14 protein-coding genes are annotated in these 16239 nt (G+C 70.2%); 6 read left to right on the top strand and 8 right to left on the bottom strand.

Going from position 1 to position 16239, the window contains the following annotated elements; translation table 11 throughout:
* Nucleotides 1–125: 125 nt before the first annotated feature.
* Nucleotides 126–1175: an L-glyceraldehyde 3-phosphate reductase gene (gene mgrA / locus JS521_RS25600; RefSeq protein WP_205085319.1), complete on the bottom strand. Its 1050-nt coding sequence runs from the start codon at nucleotides 1173–1175 to the stop codon at nucleotides 126–128.
* A 264-nt stretch (nucleotides 1176–1439) separates the two neighbouring features.
* Between mgrA and JS521_RS25595 the strand changes: the two genes are divergently transcribed.
* The 4 genes from JS521_RS25595 to JS521_RS25580 all read left to right on the top strand — a co-directional run bounded on the left by JS521_RS25595 (nucleotide 1440) and on the right by JS521_RS25580 (nucleotide 6505).
* Nucleotides 1440–2201, top strand: a complete 762-nt coding sequence (locus JS521_RS25595; RefSeq protein WP_030808266.1) for an isoprenyl transferase — start codon at nucleotides 1440–1442, stop codon at nucleotides 2199–2201.
* Nucleotides 2202–2528: 327 nt separating this feature from the next.
* Entirely contained in the window at nucleotides 2529–3851 is a 1323-nt protein-coding gene (phoH2, locus tag JS521_RS25590; RefSeq protein WP_010063378.1) for an RNA 5'-3' helicase PhoH2, read from the top strand.
* A gap of 389 nt (nucleotides 3852–4240) precedes the next feature.
* A complete protein-coding gene (locus JS521_RS25585) occupies nucleotides 4241–4963 on the top strand; it encodes an aggregation-promoting factor C-terminal-like domain-containing protein (RefSeq protein ID WP_205085318.1) in 723 nt (240 codons plus the stop codon).
* Between the two features lie 147 nt (nucleotides 4964–5110).
* On the top strand, nucleotides 5111–6505 hold the full coding sequence (locus JS521_RS25580) for an AI-2E family transporter (RefSeq protein WP_205085312.1): 1395 nt from the start codon (nucleotides 5111–5113) through the stop codon (nucleotides 6503–6505).
* Nucleotides 6506–6599: 94 nt separating this feature from the next.
* Here the strand turns inward: JS521_RS25580 and JS521_RS25575 are convergent, their stop codons facing one another.
* On the bottom strand, nucleotides 6600–7136 hold the full coding sequence (locus tag JS521_RS25575; protein ID WP_205085311.1) for an alkyl hydroperoxide reductase: 537 nt from the start codon (nucleotides 7134–7136) through the stop codon (nucleotides 6600–6602).
* 10 nt (nucleotides 7137–7146) lie between these two features.
* Nucleotides 7147–7701 carry a peroxiredoxin gene (locus JS521_RS25570; protein ID WP_205085309.1) on the bottom strand — a complete coding sequence of 185 codons (555 nt, stop codon included), beginning with the start codon at nucleotides 7699–7701 and terminating at the stop codon, nucleotides 7147–7149.
* Between the two features lie 133 nt (nucleotides 7702–7834).
* Between JS521_RS25570 and JS521_RS25565 the strand changes: the two genes are divergently transcribed.
* Nucleotides 7835–8827 (top strand): hydrogen peroxide-inducible genes activator, encoded by a 993-nt coding sequence (locus JS521_RS25565; RefSeq protein WP_205085308.1) that lies wholly within the window; start codon nucleotides 7835–7837, stop codon nucleotides 8825–8827.
* A gap of 60 nt (nucleotides 8828–8887) precedes the next feature.
* On the opposite strand, the gene JS521_RS25560 is transcribed toward JS521_RS25565, so the two are convergent.
* The 5 genes from JS521_RS25560 to JS521_RS25540 form a co-directional block, all read right to left on the bottom strand.
* Complete coding sequence (locus JS521_RS25560; RefSeq protein WP_205085307.1) at nucleotides 8888–11290, bottom strand: FtsX-like permease family protein; 2403 nt, start codon at nucleotides 11288–11290, stop codon at nucleotides 8888–8890.
* Entirely contained in the window at nucleotides 11287–11973 is a 687-nt protein-coding gene (locus JS521_RS25555; RefSeq protein WP_205085305.1) for an ABC transporter ATP-binding protein, read from the bottom strand. The genes JS521_RS25560 and JS521_RS25555 overlap by 4 nt, the downstream gene beginning before the upstream one ends.
* Nucleotides 11970–12494 (bottom strand): PadR family transcriptional regulator, encoded by a 525-nt coding sequence (locus JS521_RS25550; protein ID WP_205085303.1) that lies wholly within the window; start codon nucleotides 12492–12494, stop codon nucleotides 11970–11972. Before JS521_RS25550 ends, JS521_RS25555 begins: the two co-directional genes overlap by 4 nt.
* 111 nt (nucleotides 12495–12605) lie before the next feature.
* Nucleotides 12606–12845 (bottom strand): type II toxin-antitoxin system antitoxin, encoded by a 240-nt coding sequence (locus tag JS521_RS25545; RefSeq protein ID WP_239487824.1) that lies wholly within the window; start codon nucleotides 12843–12845, stop codon nucleotides 12606–12608.
* Nucleotides 12846–12901: 56 nt separating this feature from the next.
* Nucleotides 12902–13873, bottom strand: a complete 972-nt coding sequence (locus tag JS521_RS25540) for an SPFH domain-containing protein (RefSeq protein WP_205085300.1) — start codon at nucleotides 13871–13873, stop codon at nucleotides 12902–12904.
* A 253-nt stretch (nucleotides 13874–14126) separates the two neighbouring features.
* Between JS521_RS25540 and JS521_RS25535 the strand changes: the two genes are divergently transcribed.
* Nucleotides 14127–16239 (top strand): transglycosylase domain-containing protein (locus JS521_RS25535; protein WP_205085299.1); only part of this gene is annotated, 2113 nt, incomplete at its 3' end.

Below are 16239 nucleotides of genomic sequence, written 5' to 3'. Positions count from 1 at the left end.
CCCCCCCAGTGTGGTGTTTGCTTTGTGGGCGGGGGGGGGGGGGGGGGCCCGGCCCCCCCCCCCGGGGCCCCTGCGGGCCGAAGCCCCGTTGAGCCGTCGTCAGCCGCGACCGGCCCGGACGGCCGTCAGCCGCGACCGGCCCAGATATTGGTGCCCGCGGTGTCCACGGCGAAGGCGTCGATCTCCTTCAGCTCGTCGGCCGTGAGCGCCGGACCCGCGAGGGCGGCCACGTTCTCCTCCAGCTGCTGCACGCTCGACGCGCCGATCAGCGCCGAGGTCATCCGGCTGTCGCGCAGCACCCAGGCGATGGCGAGCTGGGCGAGCGACTGGCCGCGCCCCTGGGCGATGTCGTTCAGACCGCGCAGCCGGCGCAGGACCTCGTCCGAGAGCAGGCCCGGGTCCAGCGACTTGCCCTGGGTGGCGCGCGAACCCTCCGGGATGCCCTTCAGGTACTTGTTCGTGAGCAGGCCCTGCGCGAGCGGCACGAAGGAGATGCAGCCCATTCCGGCTGCCTCCAGGGTGTCGAGCAGCCCGTCGTCCTCGATCCAGCGGTTGATCATGGAGTAGGACGGCTGGTGGATCAGGGCCGGCACGCCCATCTCCTTGAGCAGTCCGGCCGCCTCAGCCGTCTGCTCCGCGTTGTACGAGGAGACGCCCACGTACAGCGCCTTGCCCTGCTGCACGGCGGACGCCAGGGCGCCCATCGTCTCCTCCAGCGGGGTGTGCGGGTCGAAGCGGTGCGAGTAGAAGATGTCGACGTGGTCCACGCCCATCCGCTTCAGCGAGGCGTCGAGCGAGGACAGCAGGTACTTCCGGGAGCCCCACTCGCCGTACGGGCCGGGGTGCATCAGATATCCGGCCTTGGTGGAAATGACCAGTTCGTCACGGTACGGGGCGAAGTCCTGGGCGAACAGCTTGCCGAAGTTCAGCTCGGCCGAGCCGGGCGGCGGGCCGTAGTTGTTGGCCAGGTCGAAATGGGTGACGCCGAGGTCGAAGGCGCGGCGCAGGATCGCCCGCTGGGAGTCCAGGGCCCGGTCGTCGCCGAAGTTGTGCCACAGGCCGAGCGACAGGGCGGGCAGCTTGAGGCCGCTGCGCCCGGTCCTGCGGTACTCCATGGAGTCGTAGCGCGTGTCGGCAGCGCGGTAGTACAGGTCGGGGGAGAGGTAATCAGTCACGTTTCACTCCTTATCACGGAGTTGTGACAGACCGGGTTGGGCCCCCGTGACCCGATCGCAGTAATGTGGCGGCTTCGGGGAATGCCGGTGTGCGGCGCGGCGAAGGCCCGCGTGGCCCGTGCCAGTGGTAGGGGCGCGGACCGCCGGGGGATCGTGCGAGCGGCGCAGGCCGTGCGGCGACCCCCTGCGGGGGACGGCCCCCCCCCCCCCGGCGGCGGGGGGGGGCGGGCCCCGGGCCCGTACGGAACCGAGAGGGTGAACGCAGTGAACTTCCGCGACCTGGTGTACAGGCTCTACGCGCGCCGGGTGGAAGGCCGCCTGGACCACGACCAGGTGCCGAAGCACATCGGGGTCATCCTCGACGGCAACCGCCGCTGGGCCAAGGCGTCCGGCGGCTCCGCCGTCCAGGGCCACCAGGCCGGTGCGGACAAGATCTCCGAGCTGCTCGGCTGGTGCGACGAGACCGATGTCGAGGTCGTCACCCTCTGGATGCTCTCCACGGACAACTTCGACCGGCCCGAGCACGAGCTGAAGCCGCTGCTCGGCATCATCGAGAACACCGTGCGCAACCTCGCCGCGGACGGGCGCTGGCGCGTCCACCACGTCGGCACGCTCGACCTGCTCCCGCCGGAGACGCAGACGGTCCTGAAAGAGGCCCAGGAGTCGACCTCGCATATCGACGGGATAATCGTCAACGTCGCCGTCGGCTACGGCGGCCGTCAGGAGATTGCGGACGCGGTGCGCTCGCTGCTCCTGGAGCACGCGGAGAAGGGCACCAGCTTCGAGGAGCTGGCCGAGGTCGTCTCCACCGACCTGATCTCCGAGCACCTCTACACCCGGGGCCAGCCCGATCCCGACCTGGTGATCCGGACGAGCGGCGAGCAGCGGCTCTCGGGCTTCATGCTCTGGCAGAGCGCCCATTCGGAGTACTACTTCTGCGAGGTCTTCTGGCCGGCCTTCCGCAAGGTCGACTTCCTCCGGGCACTGCGCGACTACGCGGCCCGCCACCGGCGTTACGGGGCCTGAGCCGCCAGGGCGTCATCAGGCGGCCACCGGGACTTCTCCACACCGTGTCATATGCAGCGGCATGGCTTCGGTTCGAAAAGGGAATACCCCTGACAGGTCGACATCCGGTCATCAACCAGGCGGATGTCGTCACCAAGTGAGCGGCACCCAGTCCGCTCGCCCGGGAGGCCCTTTGCACACGAAGGACCGTACGCAGCGTGCGGCCGACGCGGTGGCCGTGGTCCGGCCCGCGCACGAGGGCCCGATCCCGGTCCGTCCTCTCCCTTCGGGAAGCTCCGCGACCGTCCGTCGCACTCCCCGACCTCGTCCGAGGGGGTACGTCCTTCCGTGGTGAACAGCATCAAGCGCCGCATGCCCGACCGGCGCACATACGTTCTCGACACCAGCGTCCTGCTGGCCGACCCCGGCGCCATGGCCCGCTTCGACGAGCACGAAGTCGTGCTGCCGATCGTGGTGGTCACGGAGCTGGAGGCCAAACGGCACCATCCCGAGCTCGGCTACTTCGCCCGCCAGGCCCTGCGCCTGCTGGACGACTTCCGGGTCCGGTACGGCCGGCTGGACGCCCCGATCCCGCTCGGGGACCTGGGCGGGTCGCTCCGTGTCGAACTCAACCACTCCGATCCCGGCATACTGCCCGCCGGCTACCGGTTGGGGGACAACGACTCACGGATCCTCGCGGTCGCACGCAACCTCCAGGCCGAGGGGTACGACGTCACGGTCGTCTCCAAGGACCTGCCCCTCCGTATCAAGGCGTCCTCCGTCGGCCTCCTCGCCGAGGAGTACCGCGCGGAGCTCGCCATCACGGACTCCGGCTGGACCGGTATGAGCGAACTGTCCCTCGCCGGGGAACAGATCGACCTGCTGTTCAGCGAGGAGACGCTGTACGTCCCCGAGGCCGCCGAGCTGCCCGTGCACACCGGCCTGGTCCTCCAGTCCGAGCGCGGCAAGGCGCTCGGCCGGGTGACGGCCGAGGGCAACGTCCGCCTCGTGCGGGGCGACCGGGAGGCCTTCGGCATCCACGGGCGCAGCGCCGAGCAGCGGATCGCGCTCGACCTCCTCCTCGACAGCGACGTCGGCATCGTGTCGCTCGGCGGACGCGCGGGCACCGGCAAGTCGGCGCTGGCCCTCTGCGCGGGCCTGGAGGCGGTGCTGGAGCGGCAGCAGCACAAGAAGGTGATGGTCTTCCGCCCGCTGTACGCGGTGGGCGGCCAGGAGCTCGGCTATCTCCCCGGCAGCGAGGCCGAGAAGATGAGCCCCTGGGCGCAGGCGGTCTTCGACACGCTCTCGGCGGTCGCCGGGCGCGAGGTCATCGAGGAGGTGCTCGGGCGCGGGATGCTGGAGGTCCTGCCGCTCACCCACATCCGCGGCCGCTCGCTGCACGACGCCTTCGTGATCGTCGACGAGGCGCAGTCGCTCGAACGGAACGTCCTGCTGACCGTGTTGTCCCGGATCGGGGCGAATTCGCGTGTCGTGCTCACCCACGACGTGGCCCAGCGGGACAACCTCCGGGTCGGCCGGTACGACGGAGTCGTCGCCGTCGTCGAGAAACTGAAGGGCCATCCGCTGTTCGCGCACGTCACGCTCACGCGGTCGGAGCGTTCGCAGATCGCCGCGCTGGTGACCGAAATGCTGGAGGAAGGCCACATCTGACCCGCATGCCCCATTGATGCCGCCCGGCGAGCCAAGGAGCTTAGCCGGGCGGCATTGTGCTGCGCCGTCATTTCCGAAAAACCAGTGACCCAAACGGGGTGTGACCTTTCCCACGCAACACAGAATTGCCTCCATGCGTCCCCGTCCGGCAGAGTCTTGCTTCCGTCAGGCCCCGCATACGGCACTTGGGCACCTCCAGAGGCGCCACGCACCACACAACTCAACACAAGACGCCCGTATGCCGCCCGCGAGCACCACGCGGCAGCCTCCTCACCGGGGTTGCCCATCGGGCCCGTGCCTCCCGTGACCCACGCAGTAGGGAGGCCAGTGCCAGGGGCACGTACGCGCCCGCGAGGTCACCTAAGCGGGCGATGCTGGAAGGACACCATGTGAGCCGGATCTCGGTCCGGGGGTTCGCCGTGGCATCCGCCACCGCGGTCACCACCGTTGGCGCCGTCGTAGGCGTTGCTGCGGGCGGCACACCTGCCGCCGACGACAACAACTTCGAGGCGGCCGCAGCCGACACCACGCTGCTCGCAGACATCCCCGCGGGCCAGCAGGCCCAGGTCCAGACCGCTTCGCTGACGCAGCAGGCCGACGCCCAGGCGTCCGCCGCCGACGCCTCCGCGAAGAAGTCGGCCGAGGAATCGGCCCGCATCCAGGCCGCCAAGGACGCCAAGTCCAAGAAGCAGGCGGCCGAGGACCGGATCGAGGCCGAGCGCAAGGCGGCGGCGGAGAAGAAGAAGGAGAAGGACGAGGCCGAGCGCGCCAGCCGTTCTTCCGTCCGCGACGCCTCCTCGTTCTCCGCGCAGGGCTCCTACAGCGTGGCCGACGTCCAGGCGATGGCCCGTCAGATGGTCCCCGCGGACCAGTTCCAGTGCTTCAGCAACATCGTGAACCACGAGTCCACGTGGAACTACCGCGCGACCAACCCGTCCTCCGGGGCGTACGGTCTGATGCAGGCGCTCCCGGGCTCCAAGATGTCGTCCGCCGGCGCCGACTGGCAGACCAACCCGGCCACCCAGATCAAGTGGGGCCTCAGCTACATGGACGGCCGTTACGGCTCCCCGTGCGGCGCCTGGTCCTTCTGGCAGGCCAACAACTGGTACTAGGGGAAGCGGGCGGAAGTTCACCCGCCGCCCTCTCAACCCCGCGAGGCTCCTCACCGTCCAGACGGTGAGGAGCCTCGCGCGTTGTACGGTCACTTCCTGGTGAAACCCGGAGCGCTGGGAAGCCCAGATGGGGGAAGGAAAGAGAGCATGTCAAAACTGCCGGGCTGGCTGGGCCGCTTCGGGTCCGAACTGACGGAGCTGGGCGCACGCCTGGACGAGCGTCGGGCGAGGGCCGCCGCCGACGATGAACCGTTCACGGCGAAGGGGGCCGTCCCCGACGCCGATGACGAACCGGGGCAGGTGCCCGCGCCCCCCAGCTACGCCCCCTCGGTCGCCGCCAAGCCGGATCCGGTGGCGGCGATCCCGTGGGGGATGCGGGTCGCCGCGGAGGCCGGCTGGCGCCTCCTCGTCCTCGCCGGGACGCTCTGGGTGCTGATGCGGGTGATCACCGCCGTGGAGCTGGTGGTGCTCGCCTTCTCCGCCGCGCTGCTCATCACCGCGATGCTCCAGCCCACGGTGGTCCGGCTCAAGCGGTTCGGGCTGCCCCACGGGCTCGCCACCGCTGTGACCGCCGTCCTCGGGTTCGTCATCATCGGCCTGGTCGGCTGGTTCGTGGTGTGGCAGGTGATGGACAACCTCGACACGCTCTCGGACCGGGTCCGCGACGGCATCGACGAGCTGAAGCGCTGGGCGCTCGACAGCCCGTTCCACGTCACCGAGTCGCAGATCAACGACATCGCCAAGAACCTCAGTGACACCATCGGCACCAACACCGAGGAGATCACCTCCGCCGGGCTCCAGGGCGTCACGGTGATGGTGGAGTTCCTCACCGGGCTGCTGCTGGCGATGTTCTCCACGCTGTTCCTGCTCTACGACGGCCGGCGCATCTGGGAGTGGTCGCTCAAGCTGGTGCCCGCCGCCGCCCGTCCGGGCGTCGCCGGGGCCGGACCGCGTGCCTGGCGCACCCTCACCGCCTATGTGCGGGGGACGGTGCTCGTCGCCCTGATCGACGCCATCTTCATCGGCCTCGGCCTCTACGTCCTGAACGTGCCGCTCGCGGTGCCGCTGGCCGTCTTCATCTTCCTGTTCGCCTTCATCCCGCTCGTCGGCGCCGTGGTCTCCGGAGCGCTCGCGGTGGTCGTCGCCCTGGTCACCGAGGGCGTGTGGACGGCACTGTGGGCGCTGGTGGTGGTCCTGGCGGTGCAGCAGATCGAGGGCCACATCCTGCAGCCGTTCATCCTCGGCCGCGCCGTCCGGGTGCATCCGCTCGCGGTGGTCCTCGCGGTGGCGACCGGCGGTCTGGTCGCGGGCATCGGCGGCGCGGTCGTCGCCGTACCGCTGGTCGCGGTGACGAACACGGTGGTGGGCTATCTGCGTTCGTACGCGATGCCGGGGCCCCCGGGTGAGAGCGGGGGGCGTACCGGGTCCACGGCCCTGTCGATGAACCCGGTGCCCGCCGGTCCCGCGCCGGCGCCACCCGCACCGGGCGCGCCGGACAGCCCGGCCGAGCGCCCGGAGGAGAACCCGCCGCCGAAGGAGTAGCCGAGCGGCACGGAACGTGAAAGAAGAGCCCCGGGGACGGTCGGTCGTCCTCGGGGCTCTTCTCGTATCAGGGTGTATCAGGGGTGGTGCGGTGTCACTGCTCGGCGAGTACGGCCTCGGCGTCGAGGGTCACACCGACCGCCTGGATCACCGAGGCGATCTTGACGGCTTCCTGAATGGTCTCACGGTCCACGCCGGCCTTGCGGAGCACCTGCTCGTGGGAGTCCAGGCACTGGCCGCAGCCGTTGATCGCGGAGACGGCGAGCGACCACAGCTCGAAGTCGACCTTCTCCACGCCCGGGTTGCCGATGACGTTCATCCGCAGGCCCGCGCGGAGCGTGCCGTACTCCGGGTCCGACAGCAGGTGCCGGGTCCGGTAGAAGACGTTGTTCATCGCCATGACGGCGGCCGCCGACTTCGCCGCGGTGTACGCCTCGGCGGAGAGGTTGGCCTTCGCCTCGGGCTCCAGCTCGCGCAGCACCTTCGGCGAGCGCGAGGCGATCGCGCAGGCCAGCACGGTGCCCCACAGCTGCTGCTGCGGGAGGTCGCTGTTGCCGATGACCGAACCGAGGTTCAGCTTCAGGTCCTTGGCGAAGTCCGGTACGGCGGACTTCAGTTCGTCGAGAGCCATGGGTATCAGCTCACTCGCCCGAGAGGAGCGCGACCGGGTCGAGGGTGTTCTCGCCCTTGGTCCAGTTGCACGGGCACAGCTCGTCGGTCTGCAGGGCGTCGAGGACCCGCAGGACCTCCTTGGGGTTACGGCCCACGGAACCAGCGGTCACCATCGTGAACTGGATCTCGTTGTTCTGGTCGACGATGAAGACGGCGCGCTGGGCGAAGCCGTCCTCGCCCTCGATGCCGAGGTCACGCATGAGCTCGTGCTTCGAGTCGGCCAGCATCGGGAAAGGCAGGTCGGTCAGGTCCGGGTGGTCCTTGCGCCAGGCGTGGTGCACGAACTCGGAGTCACCGGAGAAGCCGAGGACCTGCGCGTCGCGGTCGGCGAACTCCTCGTTCAGCTTGCCGAAAGCGGCGATCTCCGTCGGGCACACGAAGGTGAAGTCCTTGGGCCACGCGAAGACGATCTTCCACTTGCCCTCGTAGGTCTTGTGGTTGATCTGCTCGAACTCCTGGCCGCTCTCCAGCGAGACACAGGCAGTCAGGTCGAACTCGGGGAACTTGTCACCGACAGTGAGCACGCGCTCTCCTTGCAACGTCTGGAATTCCCCTTTTGGGGGTCTTCCTGAGGGTTGGACGGGCTCCACCTTGGCACAGAGTGCATTGATCACGGAAATAGCTACACTCGGTCGAGATGATCGGAGGTACCTATCAGTGGTGCAGGTAAATCAGGCCCTACGTCCCAAGCAGTCCGGTAAGTCGCCCGGCCGGCAGCCCAGCCTGTCGCAGCTGCGCGCCTTCGCGGCCGTGGCGGAGCATCTGCACTTCCGGGACGCGGCGGCAGCAATCGGGATGAGTCAGCCCGCACTCTCCGGAGCCGTCTCCACCCTGGAGGAGGCACTGGGTGTCCAGCTCATCGAGCGTACGACGCGCAAGGTGCTGCTCTCGCCCGCGGGGGAGCGGCTCGCGGCCCGGGCCGGGGCGGTGCTGGACGCCGTCGCCGCGCTGATGGAGGAGGCGGAGGCGGTCCGGGCCCCGTTCACCGGGGTCCTCCGGCTCGGCGTGATCCCGACCGTCGCCCCGTACCTCCTGCCCGCCGTGCTCCGCCTCGTCCACGAGCGCTACCCGGACCTCGACCTCCAGGTCCACGAGGAGCAGACCTCCTCGCTGCTCGAAGGGCTCGCCGCCGGGCGGCTCGACCTGCTGCTGCTCGCCGTGCCGCTCGGGGTGCCGGGCGTCACCGAACTCCCGCTCTTCGACGAGGACTTCGTGCTGGTCATGGAGCAGGACCACTGGCTCGGCGGCCGCTCGGACATCCCCCGGGACGCGCTGCGCGAGCTGCCGCTGCTGCTCCTGGACGAGGGGCACTGCCTGCGCGACCAGGCCCTGGACATCTGCCGCGAGGCCGGCCGCACCCAGGGCGCGCCCGTCACCACGACCGCCGCCGGGCTCTCCACCCTGGTCCAGCTGGTCGCCGGCGGACTCGGCGTGACACTGCTGCCGCGCACCGCGGTGACGGTGGAGACCGGCCGCAACGACGCGCTGTCCACCGGGTACTTCGCCGACCCGGCGCCCACCCGGAGGGTCGCGCTGGCGATGCGGACCGGGTCGGCGCGCGGCGGCGAGTTCGAGGAGTTCGCCGCCGCCCTGCGCGAGGCGATGCGGCCGCTGCCGGTGCGCGTGGTGGACCACCCGGACCAGGAGTGAGACGTACGCGGCCGGGGCCCCGTTCCCAGGAGCCCCGGCCGTACGCGGATCACGCGGAGGTCACTCGGTGCGCAGCCCCTCCGGGCGCATCATCCGCCACAGCGGCGGCAGCGACAGCAGCGTCACCAGCACGATCAGCGCGCCGCCGACCCCTGCCATCGGCCAGAACAGCCACCAGTCGGCGACCTGCTTCTGGATCAGCCAGGTGAGCGCCCCGCCGAGCCCCAGGCCGCCCGCGACCGCCACCGCCAGACCGAGCACCACCGGCACGGCGGTCTGCCACAGCACCGACCAGCCGAGCGTGGAGCGCCGGGTGCCGAAGGCGACCAGCACCGACAGCAGCCGCCTGCGCTCACGCAACTGCTCCAGCTGGGAGACCAGCATCGACGCGGCGATCAGCAGCAGCACCGCGGTGGCCCCCACCTGGAGCCCGGTCTGGATGCTGGCGTACTGGCGGTCGCGCTCCACCGAGTCGAGCGTCACGAAACGCATACCGGGGTCGATCTCCGCCGCCGTGTTGCGTACGTACTCGGCGACGTCCGGCACGCTCCGGTCGACCCGGATCTGGACGGTGATCTGCGCGCCGGGCACCTTGCCCGCGTCGATCGCGCCGGTGGTGGCCATGATCCCGTAGTGGGTCTCGCCCATCGGGTCCTTGCGGCCATGCACGGTCGGGGAGCCGGCGGGCAGTGTCCACCGCAGCGGCTTGCCGTACCCGGAGCCGATCTCGACCTCCTTGCCCTTGCGGGCGGTCTCGTCGACCCAGGCGGTCATGTCCTTGTCGCCCGGCGGGTGGACGACGAAGGTGTCGCCGTCCTCGCAGGCGTCGATCCGGGCCAGCTCGCGCAGAGTGGCGCAGGTGCCGACGGTCAGCGAGGTGGTGGGCTGCACGTCCTCGTCGGCGTAGTCGCCGGGCTTGGACGCGTACGCCTCCACCGATCCGATGACCACGTCCACCCCCTTGGTGGCGCGGAACCGCTCGACGGCCGAGGTGGCCGCCTCGCCCGTGACGTCCTCGGAATAACCGGCGAACTGGGCCCGCGTGGGGTCCTGGCCGGTCATCCGGTTGAAGTCGGCGTTCATCGCGGCGAACATCATCTGCAGCGCGATCGCGCCCGCCACCGCCACCGTGACCCCGCTGACCGCGCGGGACGCGGCCCCGCTGCTCAACTGGAGCCTGCGGGTGGCGAGCTGCCAGGGCACCGGGCCGCCGCGCAGCCGGTTCACGCACGCCTCGACCAGCCAGGGGAGCAGCAGGGCGAGCCCGACCAGCACCAGCACGCTGCCGGCCGCGATCCCGAACGGCTTCTCGGGCGCGTACTCGTAGGCACTGATCCTGCCCGTGAGTCCGAACACCGCCAGACCCGCGAACGGCATCAGCAGCCGCCACCAGAGCCGGCGTCCCCGCTCGCGTCCCCGGCGTACGACGCCGAGCGGCTCGATCACCACGGACCGCATCGCGACCAGGGTCACGAGGACGGCGGTCAGCGGCACCGCCACCACGATCAGCAGGGCCAGCATCGAGTCCGGGACCAGGTCGGCCGGGAACGCGCTGACGTCCCAGATCTCCACCGAGCCGACGAACTCCCGGCCCGTCAGGAAGAACGCCAGACCGATCAGCAGCCCGAGCAGCGCGCCGAACAGCGCTTCCCCGGCGGCGATCCGCCGGGTCGTCCGGATGTCCGCGCCGACCAGGCGCAGCGCTGCCAGCCGGCGGTCGCGGCGGTCGCCGCCGAAGCGCACGGCGGTGGCGATGAAGATCGCGACCGGCACCAGCAGCACGACGCAGACCATCACGACGAGCACGATCAGCAGCGGCGGCAGGGGGTCGCCCGCGCGCTCGTCCCCGTACCCGGCGATGCGGTGGCCGCCACTGGCCGTCGTCAGGGTGTCGCTGCCCGCGTAGTAGAGGAGCTCACCGGGGGAGCGCAGTCCGGCGTCTTGAATCGTGCCGGTGATCTCGTACGGCAGCCGCTCGCGCAGCAGTTCGTTGCCCGGCTCGGCGAGCAGCTCCCGCAGGGCGGGGGAGACGACCATCTCGTCCGCACCGGGGAAGCCGGTCACCCCGGACGGCAGGACGGGCGTCGAGCCGTCCGGGCGCATCAGATATCCCGCGACGGTCCGGTCGTGGTACTCGGTGGTCGTGTTGATCCGCAGCACCGAGCTGTCCGACTTCGGGGCGTTCACGTCGGGCGAGTCGGAGATCTGCGTCTCGCTGCGGGCCTGTTCGCGCGCGTTCCGCTCGTCGAGCAGATGCGGTACGGAGGAGGCGAGCAGCAGCAGCGCCACACCGAGGCCGACGCCGACGGCGGTCAGCAGCGTACGGATCCAGCCCTCGCGGCCACCGGCGGCGGCGAACCGGACGCCGAGACCGAGGTCGCGGAGGACCACCGCGCCGCACGAGGCCGGCTTCGGGCTCTCCGGTGCGGCGGGCGGGGCCGTACGGGAGTCGAGCAGCGTCATACCGCGTGCTCCAGATCCCGGGCCCGGCCGTCGCGCACGGTGACGTCGCGGTCGGAGTAGGCGGCGACCCGGGCCTCGTGCGTCACCAGGACCACGGCCACGTTGGCGGACCGGGCGGCCTCGGTGAGCAGCTCCATCACCCGCTCGCCGTTGAGGGAGTCCAGCGCGCCGGTCGGCTCGTCGGCGAAGATCACCTTCGGTGACCCCGCCAGGGCGCGGGCCACGGCGACCCGCTGGCCCTGTCCGCCGGAGACCTCGCCGGGACGCTGGGCGCCGAGGTCGTCGACCTCCAGGCGCTCCATCCACTCCAGGGCGGTGCGCTCGGCGGCCTTGCGCCGCACCCCGTTCAGCCGCAGCGGCAGGGCCACGTTCTCCACGCACGTCAGCTCCGGGACCAGCTGGCCGAACTGGAACACGAAGCCGAAGTCGCTGCGCCGCAAGGCGCTGCGCTCGGCGTCCGGCATCGCGGACAGCTCGCGGCCCGCGTAGGTGATGGTGCCGGAGTCGGGCGTGATGATCCCGGCCAGGCAGTGCAGCAGGGTCGACTTGCCGGAGCCGGAGGGGCCCATCACGGCGACGACCTCGCCGGGGTGCACGGAGAACGACGCGCCGTCCAGGGCGGGCGTCGAACCGTAGGTCTTGCGCAGATCGTGCGCGGCGAGCAGGGAGCCGTCGGGAATCACGGAGCCACCACCTTGGCGAGCTGGTCGAGACGGGCGGCGGTCAGTTCCAGCCAGCGCAGATCGGCTTCGAGGTGGAACAGGGCGTGGTCGCAGATGAGCTGGTCGGCGAGGTCGCCCTTGCGCTTGCGGTCGGTGAGGATGCGCATCATCCGCAGGTGCGCCGAGCGCTGGGCGTCCAGCAGGTCCGCCGCGCTGCGGTCGGTCAGCAGCGCGAGGACGACCTTGGTGTAGAGCGTCGACTGGAGGTAGGGCTCCGGCTTCTCGGGCTGGGCCAGCCACTGTGTGACATCGGTGATCCCGGCGTCGGTGATGGCGTACCGCTTGCGCTCCGGTCCTCCCTCGCTCTCGACGCCGTCGACCTCGACGAGTCCGTTCTTCAGGAGCCGGGACATCGTCGAGTAGACCTGGCCGTAGTGCAGCGGGCGGTCCTGGCCGAACTTCTCGTCGAAGGTCCGCTTCAGGTCGTAGCCGTGCCGGGGGCCGGACTCCAGGAGCCCGAGGAGGGTGTGACCGATAGACATGAGGAGCACTCTACACGGGGTGTATACCCTCGATGTATACACGTCCGGAAAGCGACCCCGACCCATGGGCGGGCCGGGGTCACGAGGTCGGTACGTGGCGGGCGAGCGGCGCTACGGGGCGTTCCGGGCACCCGGTCCGGGCGGGGTGGCCGGCCCCTCCGGCTGCTGTCCGGGCGGCTCTTTCGGCGGCCGCCCCCGCCGGGCGATCGGCCGTGCCGCCCCGGGCAGCCTGCCCGCCTCCGCGAGCGCCCGCCGCAGCAGGAACTCGATCTGCGCGTTGGCGCTGCGCAGTTCGTCGGAGGCCCAGCGGGCGAGTGCGTCGTGCACCGCGGGGTCCAGCCGCAGCAGCATCTGCTTGCGCTGCTGCGACCGGGACGCCGGCGTCCGCCGGGGAGGCGTCTGGTCGGTCACTGGTAAAGGGTGCCCGTGTTGAGGACTGGCTGGGCGCTGCGGTCACCGCACAGCACCACCATCAGATTGCTCACCATGGCGGCCTTCCGCTCGGAGTCCAGCTCCACGATGTCCTGCTCGGCGATCCGGGTCAGGGCCATCTCGACCATGCCCACCGCGCCCTCGACGATCTGCTGGCGGGCCGCGACGACCGCGCCGGCCTGCTGCCGCTGGAGCATGGCGGAGGCGATCTCGGGGGCGTACGCGAGGTGGCTGAAGCGGGACTCGATGATCAGGACGCCCGCGGCCTGCACCCGGGCGGTCAGTTCGGCGGCCAGCTTCTCGGTGATCTCCTCGGCGTTGCCGCGCAGCGAGAGGCCGTCCTCCTCGTGGGCGTCGTAGGGGTACTCGATGGCGATGTGCCGGACGGCCGCCTCGGTCTGGGTGGCGACGAACTCCAGGAAGTCGTCGACCTCGAAGAGGGCCTGCGCGGTGTCCTCGACCTTCCACACGACGATCGCGGCCAGCTCGATCGGGTTGCCGTAGGCGTCGTTGACCTTGAGTACGGCGGTCTCGTGGTTGCGGACGCGGGTGGAGATCTTCTGGCTGGAGGTCAGCGGGTTGATCCAGCGGAGCCCGTCGGCCCGGATGGTGCCGACGTACCGGCCGAAGAGCTGGATCACCCGGGCCTCGCCCGGAGCGACCATCTTCACACCGCTCATGCAGAAGAAGGAGGTGATACCGAGGAGCACTCCGAGGATGAGGAGCGTGACCCCGACGGCGCCGGCTCCGCTTCCGTTGAGAACGGCGCCGCCGATGACGAGGCCGATTCCCGCGATCACCCCGACGACCGTCAGGAGCAGTCCGATGCCGCCGGGGATGGCGTGCGCCACGACCTCCCTGACCTGGGGTTCGGGCATGTCGGGAGCGTCGACGGAGAGATCCGCCGCCGGGGCGTCCGGGTGGCGGTTCTCGTGCTGTGCGGTCATGGGATCCCCCGTTCGGCGCGGTATCGCACCGCGCTAGCAATGTGATTACACATTATCGGTTGTCGCAACCTTGTCCACCCCTGGGGAGTCGGTTCCTGCAGAGGCGGGTGCTGATTCTCACGTCCGTAAAAGGCCGGATCGCTTGTCTTTTGTCCCTGTCGTCGGTGTTAGCTGGCAGGTCTGAGCGAGCTACGACACGCCCTACAGGAAACCGAGCGAACCGGTCGAGCAGAGAAGCGGGAGCAACACACCAATGGGTCGAGCGGATGCGCGACGAGCCCAGGCGCAGGAGTCGCGCCGGGCCGCGAAGAGCGGCGGCATACGCAGACTCTTCACGTGGAAGAAGCTGCTGGGCACGTTCTTCGGGATCGTCCTGCTGGGCATGGGCGCCTTCGGCGCGCTCTACCTGTACGTCGACGTCCCCGCCGCCGGGAACTCCATGGCGGAGCGGCAGAGCAACGTCTACAAGTACAGCGACGGCACCGTCCTCGCCCGGACCGGCAAGGGCGTCAACCGCCAGATAGTCGACCTGGACGAGGTGCCGAAGAAGGTCCAGCACGCCTTCGTCGCCGCCGAGAACAAGACCTTCTACAAGGACCAGGGCGTCGACCTGAAGGGCACCACCCGCGGTCTCCTCAACACGCTCAGCGGCAAGGGCAAGCAGGGTGGCTCGACCATCACCCAGCAGTACGTGAAGAACTACTACCTGACGCAGGACGCCACCGTGAGCCGCAAGCTCAAGGAGCTGGTGATCTCGCTCAAGGTCGACCAGAAGAAGTCCAAGGACGAGATCCTCGCCGGGTACATCAACACCGCCTACTACGGACGCGGCGCCAGCGGCATCCAGGCCGCCGCCCAGGCCTACTACGGCATCGACGCCAAGGACCTGAACGTCTCCCAGGGCGCCTACCTCGCCTCCCTCCTCCAGGCCCCCAGCCAGTACGACTGGGCTTCCGCCACCGACACCGGCAAGAAGCTGGTCAAGGAGCGCTGGGCCTACACCCTGCGCAACATGGTCGAGATGGACTGGCTGACCGAGTCCGAGAAGGCGAAGCTGAAGTTCCCCTACCCGCAGAAGCCCAAGCCCGCCGAGGGCATGGAGGGCCAGCGGGGCTATCTCGTCGAGGCGGCCAACGAGGAGCTGGAGAAGCAGGGCGTCACCGCCGAGGACCGCGACGCGGGCGGCTGGACCTTCACCCTCACCGTCGACAAGAAGCGCCAGCAGGCGCTGGAGAAGTCGGTCGACGACCAGCTGGAGTCCAAGCTCGACCGCGAAGGCAGCAAGGTCGACGCCACCGTCCAGGCCGGCGCCACATCCGTCGACCCGAAGACCGGCAAGGTCGTCGCGCTGTACGGCGGCGAGGACTACATCAAGCACTACATCAGCAACGCCACCCGCCAGGACTACCAGCCCGCCTCCACCTTCAAGCCGCTGGTGCTCGCCTCCGCCCTGGAGAACGAGTCGACGACCCAGGACGGCAGCCTCATCGGGCTGAACACGATCTACGACGGCACCAGCAAGCGGCCCGTCGTCGGCAGCGACACCCCGTTCGCCCCGCAGAACCAGGACGACCGCAGTTACGGCCCGGTCTCCGTCCAGAAGGCCTTGAACAGCTCGGTCAACTCCGTCTTCGCGCAGATGATCGTGGACGTGACGCCCGCCGCCGTGAAGGAGACCGCGCTCGCCCTCGGCGTACCGGACAAGAACTTCCCCGAGCGCCCCGCCGTCACCCTCGGCACCATGAACGCCTCGACCTGGGACATGGCCGGCGTGTACGCCACGCTCGACAACCACGGCCGGAAGGTCACCCCGCACATCCTCCAGTCCGCCGAGCACCGCGACCGCACGGTGACCGCCGAGAAGCCCAAGCGGGAGCAGGTCATCAGCCGCGCCTCGGCCGACACCGTGACCAAGGGGCTCACCGGGGTCGTCGACGCCGGTTCCGGGGGAGCGGCCAACAGCCCCGCCTACGACGCGGCGGCCAAGACCGGCACCTCCGAGGACAACAAGTCGGCCTGGTTCGCCGGGTACACCCCGGAGCTGAGCACGGTCGTGGCCCTCTTCGGCGAGGGCGACGGCGGCCGCAAGCAGGTCTCCCTGACCGGTACGGCCAACTCCGGCCGCGCCAGCGGCAGCGGCTTCCCGGCCAGGATCTGGGCCGACTACACCCTCGGCGCCCTCGGCGGCGGGTCCGACAAGACCTTCGACCTCCAGGACGTGGAGCGCGGCGAGGTGCCCGCCCCGCCGACGCCCACCGAGACGCCCTCCGAGGAGCCCAGCGAGTCCGAGGAGCCCACCCCCTCCGACACGCCCTCCGAGACGCCGAGCGAGACGCCCAGCGAGACCCCGACCACGCCCGCCCCGC

The sequence above is a fragment of the Streptomyces durocortorensis genome (assembly GCF_016901035.1).
Taxonomy (GTDB): Bacteria; Actinomycetota; Actinomycetes; order Streptomycetales; family Streptomycetaceae; genus Streptomyces; species Streptomyces durocortorensis.
Note: the sequence above shows the minus strand (reverse complement) of the source record. Positions and strands in the feature narration are given on the sequence as shown.

Coding starts and splice junctions, on each gene's coding strand:
- JS521_RS25580 (WP_205085312.1), top strand. CDS start 5,111: ATGTCAAAACTGCCGGGCTGGCTGGGCCGCTTCGGGTCCGAACTGACG.
- JS521_RS25575 (WP_205085311.1), bottom strand. CDS start 7,136: ATGGCTCTCGACGAACTGAAGTCCGCCGTACCGGACTTCGCCAAGGAC.
- JS521_RS25560 (WP_205085307.1), bottom strand. CDS start 11,290: ATGACGCTGCTCGACTCCCGTACGGCCCCGCCCGCCGCACCGGAGAGC.
- JS521_RS25550 (WP_205085303.1), bottom strand. CDS start 12,494: ATGTCTATCGGTCACACCCTCCTCGGGCTCCTGGAGTCCGGCCCCCGG.
- JS521_RS25545 (WP_239487824.1), bottom strand. CDS start 12,845: ATGCTGCTGCGGCTGGACCCCGCGGTGCACGACGCACTCGCCCGCTGG.
- JS521_RS25540 (WP_205085300.1), bottom strand. CDS start 13,873: ATGACCGCACAGCACGAGAACCGCCACCCGGACGCCCCGGCGGCGGAT.